General features: G+C 44.0%; 5 protein-coding genes. 1 reads left to right on the forward strand and 4 read right to left on the reverse strand.

Annotated elements, in window-relative coordinates; all coding sequences use genetic code 11:
* Window positions 1-1,394 (forward strand): FapA family protein (locus AB4496_RS17455; protein WP_372131481.1); only part of this gene is annotated, 1,394 nt, incomplete at its 5' end.
* A gap of 147 nt (window positions 1,395-1,541) precedes the next feature.
* Here the strand turns inward: AB4496_RS17455 and AB4496_RS17460 are convergent.
* From AB4496_RS17460 to AB4496_RS17475, 4 genes are all read right to left on the reverse strand, one after another.
* Entirely contained in the window at window positions 1,542-3,656 is a 2,115-nt protein-coding gene (locus AB4496_RS17460) for a type I secretion system permease/ATPase (protein WP_009846012.1), read from the reverse strand.
* Between the two features lie 17 nt (window positions 3,657-3,673).
* The gene (locus AB4496_RS17465; protein WP_009846011.1) at window positions 3,674-5,584 is read right to left on the reverse strand and encodes a LapD/MoxY N-terminal periplasmic domain-containing protein; all 1,911 of its coding nucleotides are present in this window, start codon (window positions 5,582-5,584) and stop codon (window positions 3,674-3,676) included.
* 5 nt (window positions 5,585-5,589) lie between these two features.
* Window positions 5,590-6,258 (reverse strand): transglutaminase-like cysteine peptidase, encoded by a 669-nt coding sequence (locus tag AB4496_RS17470; RefSeq protein ID WP_012600028.1) that lies wholly within the window; start codon window positions 6,256-6,258, stop codon window positions 5,590-5,592.
* A gap of 59 nt (window positions 6,259-6,317) precedes the next feature.
* Window positions 6,318-6,987, reverse strand: a 670-nt coding sequence (locus AB4496_RS17475; RefSeq protein ID WP_372131483.1) for an HlyD family type I secretion periplasmic adaptor subunit, incomplete at its 5' end; no start/stop codon positions are given.

Genomic DNA, 6,987 nt, shown 5'->3' on the forward strand with positions numbered 1-6,987 from the left:
GTCTTGTTGTAACTGGGGCATATAATGGGCAGGCATTACGTGGCAGCGATATCATTCATTGCTTGGCTCAGGCTCACATAACGAAAGGAATTAATAAGCTAGCACTTAGAAAAGTCTTAATGATGAGTAGCAAGCTAAAGCCGGGTGAAAAATTTACTCAGCCCGTTGCCAAAGGTTCTCCAGCTGTGAAGGGTAAAGATGCTAAGTTTTCAGCATTGGTTGAAGATATTACTCATCAAGTATTAAAGCCTCGTAGTAAAGACGCCGGTAAGATCGATATGCGAGATCTCGGCGAAACCATTACCGTTGGCCAGAATGACCCGCTAATGAAACGTACTCCTGCCACCAAAGGTATTGCGGGCTTTACCGTCCAAGGTCGAATTATCCCACCCCTTCCGGGCCAAGACAGTTTGATTAAGCCAGGAAAAGGAACCCACATTTCCCCTGACGACCCTAATTTATTACTTTCTTCATCCTCTGGTCTGCCCATTATTAAAGAGCGAAGTATCGAAGTGGATGACGCCTTATGTGTTAGCAATGTCGACGTATCTACTGGGCACGTTAAATTCAAAGGTAATGTGTTTGTCTCTGGGAATATAGAACCTGGAATGATAGTGAAGGCGACCGGAAGCATTACTGTTGGTGGCTTTATTGAATCTGCAGAAGTTCAGGCTCAGGGGGATATAAAAGTCGCGAAAGGAATTATTGGTCATACGACCAAAGAGGATGAGCCAAAAAGCTGTAAGGTACTTAGCAAAGGCTCTATCACAGCAAGCTACGCACAGAATACTGAACTGCAAACCGGCAATGACATTCTACTCAATCTACATAGCATGAGTAACGACATTCGTTGTGGCAACAACCTCATTGTGATGGATACCTTTAAGAAGCATGGCACACTTAGTGGCGGTGAAGCTAAAGTCGGCGGTAAAGTGGAATGTGTTTTCTTAGGCGTTGAAGGGGATACAGCAACTAAGGTTCATGGTTTTGCTCGCTTCGAGGGATATCAAAAAAAGATAGCTCAACTGAAGGAGATTTATAAGCACGCTCAAGAACAAACCATGGACGTCATCCGTCAAGAACTCGAATTTAAGAAGCGACCAAAAGCGGAAAGAAGCGAAGAGCAAGCGTTGGAGATTGAGCAGCAACGGGAAAAAAACAATCAAGCGATAGAGAAGACTAAATCGCAGTTGGATACACTCGAAGCTGAATTTGAGACAAACCTTGCCGAGTGCACAGTAGAGGCGCACGAGAAAGTGTACACCCGTGTATCTGTTTTGTTTGGTGATGAGATGGTGACGACTAAGAGAACGCACGGCGGCAGTGTTTTCTCGTTCAATCAATATGAAATTCAATGTTCTTTCAAAATGGAGAAAGAAGATATCTCATTGTAATTGAGCGACTCTGAAATTGCCCAAGACAGAATAGAGCGGTTCGAGCCGTTTTCACTCATTAGAACAAATAAGAAAGGGGGAGCTGATGCTCCCCCTTTGTTTTTGCTGATATTGATTTAGTTTGATTCTTTAAGTCACATGAGCGCTTTAACTTGCCGCTTTTACCTTTCCTTGCTTTAAGTCTGACAGAACTTGTGATTTTGGTCCGTCGGCAATAATGCTGCCTTTCTCCATCACAATCACTCTATCTACGATATCCAACATCGACGTTTTGTGGGTGATAAGAATCAAAGTCTCACTAGGTAACAGCTGGCTCAGCTGATGCTTAATGTGCATCTCTGAACGGTTATCCATAGCGCTGGTAGGTTCGTCCATCAATAATACAGGAGGGCGCCCTAGGAAGGCTCTAGCTATGGCTATCGACTGACGTTGACCTCCTGAGAGTAAACCACCACCTTCACCTACTTGGCGTTCTAAGCCTGCCGGATCTTGCTGAGTAAAAGCGGTTACACCTGCACGGTTGGCAGCATCCATGACATCACGATCGTCAACCAACGGGCGTCCCAAGGTAATGTTGTCTCTTACCGTGCCATAGAATAGGTTACTGTCCTGCGGCACACAGCCTATATTGCGTCGTACGTCGACATGGTGAAGTTGTTCCATATCGGTGTCATCAATGCGAACATGACCTTCTGTGGGCTTATACAGGCCCATAATCAGGCGTTCAAGTGTGCTTTTACCTGAACCAATTCGCCCAATAATCGCGACCTTTTCACCTGGACTAATATTAAGAGTCAGGTCTCTTATAGACGCGATTGGCGAATCAGGGTAATGGAATGTTACTTTATCAAGCGCGATATGCCCTTGAATAATCGGACGGTGGATGTATCGCTTACCTTCCTCTTGTTCACTGGGCATCGACATGACTTGTTCAATCAAGGTCATTGATGACTTCGCTTGGTTATAACGCGTAGAAAGCAATGATAACTGGACAAGAGGACCAATTGCTCTACCACTCAACATAGTAGCGGCAATCAAGCCACCCATTGTAAGAGTGCCTTCTGCCATTAGGTACACACCAAAAATAATCATTCCCACATTGGTACTTTGTTGAACAAAGCCAGCAGTATTTTGGATGCTATCGGTAATACGACGACTCTTGATATTCCAGTTCGCCATGTGCGCAACAGCTTCTTCCCAGCGGAATTGGAACTGGCTTTGAGCGCTGAATAGCTTAACGGTTTCTAGCCCCGCTAAACTCTCAATTAAGTTTGCGTACTTCTGAGAAGCAAGGCGAGAGCCTTCTTCAATGGTACGACGCAGCGGGCCTTGTATTAACAACGCATAGATGATCAGTATCACCACGCCAACGACAGGAACAAACACAAGGTTGCCAGCCATTAACCAAATTAACGCCAAGAACATAAGAGCGAATGGCAAATCGATTAATGAGCCTATTGTTGCCGAAGTAAAGAACTCACGGATTGACTCGAATTCTTGCAGGTTTTTAGCAAAAGCACCGACAGAAGCAGGCTTCGCTTCCATACGAATCCCGAGCACCTTACTGAACAACTTAGATGAAATCAGGATATCGGATTTCTTACCCGCAACGTCAATAAAGTAGCTTCGCATTAACTTTAAAAGTAAGTCAAAGAGGAAGACGACAAAAATACCACTCGCGAGTACCCATAGCGTCTCAAACGCAAGGTTTGGTACCACTTTGTCGTACACCAAACGAGTAAACATTGGAGCTGCAATAGCGAAAAGGTTGATTAGAATTGATGCGATCAGCACATCACGATAGATTTTTTTAGATTGCCAAATCGTGCTCCAAAACCAGTGACCTTCGCGCGTTTTTAAAATTTCTGGTGAGCGTTCATCATAACGGAATTGTTTCTTTACTAAGAAGTAACGGCCGATGAATTGCTCTTTCAATTCTTCGATAGGGATGACGATTGGCATCATCCCACTTTCCGTTGTGATGATTTCGGCTTCTTGCTTCTCAATATCGATACTATTAAGAACGCAAGCCTCACCTTGCTTGAGTAACAATACGGCTGGCAGAATTAAGTGAGGGATGTTTTCTAGATCGGAACGGTTTTCTTTGGCCACTAACCCCGCACGCTCGGCAGAGCGAGGGAATAGGAAAGGGGTTAGCTTTCCATCAGAGAGTGGTAGCCCATTGATCAACGCTTCGGGCGAGTTGGCTAACCCGTAATACCGACTAACGTAGATCAGTGAGTTTAATAGTGGATCTTGCATGCGATATAACCTTACAACTATTTATCAACAATGAAGCCTTGGAACACTTCTACGTAGTTATCAGACAAAATATCTAACTGAGTCTGAGTTTCAATTCGTGACGCAATAGTCGTCACACCAAGGTTATGAGCCGTTCTTGAGATAGACGTTAACGTAAATTTCTGTTTTTCGTCATCAAGGTTATGAGTAAATAGGTAATCCAGCTTCACATAGCTAGGGCGGTACTCGTTGATGTAATCGAGTGATTGGAAGTTGCGTCCATAGTTATCGACACCAAACACCGCATCAGCGTTGCGAATGGTGTTACACAATAGTGCTGTGTAGTGAGGAACATTGACGAAACAGTTTTCTGGAATTTCAAAATGCAACAGATGAGCGATTGACGCATTTTTCTCAAGAGACTTTCCGATCCAACGGATGAAGCTTGGCTGAGAAATACTGCTTGGCGAGATATTGATAGCAACGGGGCTCGTAAGCTCTTTTGCATTCAGTTTATCAATCATCTTCTCGATAACGTATTGATCGAGGATGTGGCTCATTTCAAGCTGTTCTAATGCGTATAAGTATTGGTTGGCACCGTAACGAACCCCCTCTTTCTCAATCGCAGAGAACACTTCTTGGTGATAGGTTTTGCCAAAACTATTATTTGCAGCTTGGAAGCGGAAAGTTACTAGGTCATTGATGATTGCTTCTTCGACCAACATGCGCCATTGCTGTTTACCCATTACAGCGCCATGGTCGTCAGCAGTTACGTAACCGTAAGCGAGCTCACGGTTAGCTTTCGCGCTAGACAGTGCGTTATCGACCAAAGACATGATTTCAGTACTGGTTTTACGTTTCTTGCTGTATGTCACACCGAGAGCTATGTGTGGATTTGCCATACCTGTTGGATCTGAACCTAGATTTTGAATGCAGTTTACGATGCTGCTCGCGACGAGTTTCAGTTCATTTTCATCAATGTTCGGCATAATGAAGCCAAACTCATCACTAGAAATACGAGCGATAGTAATATCTGGAGATGAAATAGAAGCCTGTAGCTGTTCAGCTAATTGGTGAACTAAGGCATCGCCTTCTTGATAGCCTTTGTCATCATATTCTTCACTAATAAATTCGGCTTTTAGCACCGCCAGACCACCTAAACTAGACTCTTCTAACCACTGAGTTAGTTGAGACATGTAGTAAGCACGGTTACCTAACTGAGATACAGGATCGATATACGCGCGTTCACGAAGTCGTTGCGCTTCTTGTGCTTGGCTCTTAAATGCAAGTTCAACTTGAGTCGACATGTGGTTAATACCGTCGACGACTAAGATGAGGTCTTTTGTTTTAGGGCGAACCAGAGGCTCACCGAACTGATTTTTGGCGATTTGATCCATTTTTTTTATGATTAATGACAGCGGACGTAGTGCTCGTTGGAGTATCCATGAAATCGAGATCAAACCCAGTAAGAAAATCGCTCCAAAGAAGGTCACTAGCCGTGTAAATGCCTCCCAAAGCTGAGTATAGGCTGGGCCTGGGTGGCTCACTATCTCAACTTCAGCAAGTTGCATCCAACCACTGGTAATCACGCGGCGATCATGAATCGGTTTAAACAAATTCAGGTTGGTAAACCATTGTGGGACACCACTTGGTTTCACAGGGTATGAACGAAGAATATCATCTCCTGTGTCTAAAAAAATCAATCGTACGACAGAGTAAGAACTACCATCAAACAGTGCGTTGATAACAGACTCTACAGCCACTTGATCCTTTTCTTCGAGGTAAGGGGCGAGCGCCAGTCCAACAGTATTAATGGTATTATTTACTTCAGAGCGTTGCTGCTCTTCTAAGTAGTCACGGGTGGTATTGAATTCGATCATAAAAACTGAGGTCATCAGTAATATGAAAACCGCAACCATTCCGACCACAAGCTGTTTATATAAAGTCATTGTACCTACTCATCGTAATTGATAATGGGTTTGTTTAATTTTAGAGAGCGCTCACGCGAACGTAAGTCGTTCCATAAGCTCAATCTTGAAGATTTTCCTGATAACTTGCCGCTGCCTGCCGCCGACTTGATTAACCATAGGTTTTTACCATTGAAGCTGTATATCGGTCGTAGATCTCTGCGCTTGGAGCCGCGTTTTATTTCAGGGTTTAAGTTGTCTAAAATTAGTGGTTCTGCACTGGGTGTAGAGTAGTAAGCCAACACCATATGGAATTGGTTTAACTCAAGTGCTTTTACATACACTAATCGTAATTTCTTATCTGGGACGCCGAGTTCAAGTAAAGAGAAGTATTTTGCGATAGTGAAATCTTCACAGTCACCCGCGTTACTGCCCAAAAATTCCAGCGGTGTCGCCCAGTAGTCATTCTTTCCCCAAAGTATACTGTCATCGACAAAGTACATTTGGTTGAAGAACCGATTTACCGAATCGAGTTTCTCTTTTTCACTTAACCCTGCGTACGACGTCATATTTGAGCGCCATGTCGACACTCGCTTCCCTGCTCTTTCTCCGTAGGTTACAGAGACTGCGTCGATCCACCTTTGGTCACTCTTGTTCAGTGCCCCGGAAGTAAAAGAGGTAAGGAACAGTAGCAATAACGAAAACCGAGACTTCATTGCTGCTGCTCTTGTTTTTTCACTGCTCGTAGGAAGACGTTATCAAGCATTAACCGTCCTTACTCTTTTAGTGCATTGTTTTGAGCACTCAAAATTGGCTTCAACATATATTCAAGCACGGTTCTTTTGCCGGTGATGATATCGACAGAAGCGGTCATACCAGGAATGATAGGCAGCTCTTCATTAGCCCCAAAGCTGTACTTCTCGGTACGAACACGCACGATGTAAAAACTATTGCCTTCTTCATCTTGAGTGGTGTCAGCACTGATGTGTTCTAACACACCCACTAAACCACCATATTTAGTAAAGTCATAGGCACTGAATTTAACCACAGCGCTCAATTCTGGACGGAGGAATGCGATATCTTGTGGAGCAATTTTCGCCTCAACTAATAGGGAATCTTCAGTTGGTACAATCTCAACAATGTCCATACCCGGCTGGATAACACCGCCTACGGTATTAATACCAAGCGTTTTGACGGTTCCTGTTACTGGAGAAACTACTACAGTTCGATTAACTCTGTCTTCAAGGCCAACCGCTGATTCCGTCATTGCAGAGAGCTTATCTTGTGCTTGGTTTAGCTTCTCTTGTTGTTCTGATCGGAAGTTCAATGCAGCATCGATACGACTGAGCATCGCTTCTTTGATTGCTGAACGTAGAAGAGGGATTTTGAGTTCGCTAGAGGTCATTTCTCGGCGAGTGTCGTTAACTTGTCTTTGCAGCTTGAGC

This window comes from Vibrio sp. 10N.222.46.A1 (genome assembly GCF_041473595.1).
Taxonomy (GTDB): Bacteria; Pseudomonadota; Gammaproteobacteria; order Enterobacterales; family Vibrionaceae; genus Vibrio; species Vibrio tasmaniensis_A.

What these genes read in the sequence shown, in the direction of transcription:
- AB4496_RS17460 (WP_009846012.1), bottom strand. Translation starts at nt 3,656, where the DNA reads ATGCAAGATCCACTATTAAACTCACTGATCTACGTTAGTCGGTATTAC.
- AB4496_RS17470 (WP_012600028.1), bottom strand. Translation starts at nt 6,258, where the DNA reads ATGAAGTCTCGGTTTTCGTTATTGCTACTGTTCCTTACCTCTTTTACT.
- AB4496_RS17465 (WP_009846011.1), bottom strand. Translation starts at nt 5,584, where the DNA reads ATGACTTTATATAAACAGCTTGTGGTCGGAATGGTTGCGGTTTTCATA.